Origin of the sequence: Modicisalibacter ilicicola DSM 19980 (genome assembly GCF_900128925.1) — a bacterium.
GTDB lineage: Bacteria > Pseudomonadota > Gammaproteobacteria > Pseudomonadales > Halomonadaceae > Modicisalibacter > Modicisalibacter ilicicola.
The window spans coordinates 1-1,558 of the sequence record NZ_FQUJ01000038.1; the positions used below are offsets into that span (position 1 = coordinate 1).

At 56.2% G+C, this 1,558-nt stretch carries 1 rRNA gene; it reads right to left on the reverse strand.

The window, feature by feature from the left end:
- Window positions 1–1,558 (reverse strand): 23S ribosomal RNA (locus BUA41_RS18690); the annotation flags it as partial.

A 1,558-nucleotide genomic window follows, 5' to 3' on the forward strand; every position in this document is an offset into this window, starting at 1 on the left:
TAGCCTCCCAGCTATCCTACACAAGCAACATCAGCGTCCAGTGTGAAGCTATAGTAAAGGTTCACGGGGTCTTTCCGTCTAGCCGCGGGTACACAGCATCTTCACTGCGATTTCAATTTCACTGAGTCTCGGGTGGAGACAGCGTGGCCATCATTACGCCATTCGTGCAGGTCGGAACTTACCCGACAAGGAATTTCGCTACCTTAGGACCGTTATAGTTACGGCCGCCGTTTACCGGGGCTTCGATCAAGTGCTTCGCTTGCGCTAACACCATCACTTAACCTTCCGGCACCGGGCAGGCGTCACACCCTATACGTCCGCTTACGCGTTAGCAGAGTGCTGTGTTTTTAATAAACAGTTGCAGCCACCTGGTATCTTCGGCCGGCCTCGGCTCCACCCGCACGGGGCTTCACCTGACGCCGGCGTGCCTTCTCCCGAAGTTACGGCACCATTTTGCCTAGTTCCTTCACCCGAGTTCTCTCAAGCGCCTTAGGATTCTCACCCTGACCACCTGTGTCGGTTTGGGGTACGGTCTTGCGTGATCTGAAGCTTAGAGGCTTTTCCTGGAAGCGGGGCATCGATGACTTCCCGCCCGTGGGCGGTTCGTCTCGTGTCTCGGCCTTGAGGACCCGGATTTGCCTGAGCCCTCGGCCTACGCACTTTCACCGGGACGACCAACGCCCGGCTCACCTAGCCTTCTTCGTCCCCCCATCGCAATCACGCAAGGTACGGGAATATTAACCCGTTTCCCATCGACTACGCCTTTCGGCCTCGCCTTAGGGGCCGACTCACTCTGCTCCGATTGACGTCGAACAGAAACCCTTGGTCTTCCGGCGGGGATGGTTTTCACATCCCTTGTCGTTACTCATGTCAGCATTCGCACTCGTGATACCTCCAGCCCACTTCTCAATGGACCTTCATCGGCCTACACGACGCTCCTCTACCGCGAGCGTGCATCCTTAACGCCACTCATCCTGTCTACTTCCCGACTCAACGTTCGGGAAGCGCTTGGGCGTCGCTTCGCGACGCCAAGCGAATAGCGTTAAGTGATGCACGCTCACCCGTAGCTTCGGTAGCTGGTTTAGCCCCGTTACATCTTCCGCGCAGGCCGACTCGACTAGTGAGCTATTACGCTTTCTTTAAAGGATGGCTGCTTCTAAGCCAACCTCCTAGCTGTCTTCGCCTTCCCACATCGTTTCCCACTTAACCAGCATTTGGGGACCTTAGCTGACGGTCTGGGTTGTTGCCCTTTTCACAACGGACGTTAGCACCCGCTGTGTGTCTCCCACGCTGCACTCACCGGTATTCGGAGTTTGCCTCGGGTTGGTAACCCGGGATGGGCCCCTAGCCGAAACAGTGCTCTACCCCCGGCGGTGATACGTGAGGCGCTACCTAAATAGCTTTCGAGGAGAACCAGCTATCTCCGGGCTTGATTAGCCTTTCACTCCGATCCACAGCTCATCCCAGCATTTTTCAACATACTTGGGTGCGGGCCTCCAGTTGATGTTACTCAACCTTCACCCTGGCCATGGATAGATCGCCCGGTTTCGGGTCTATT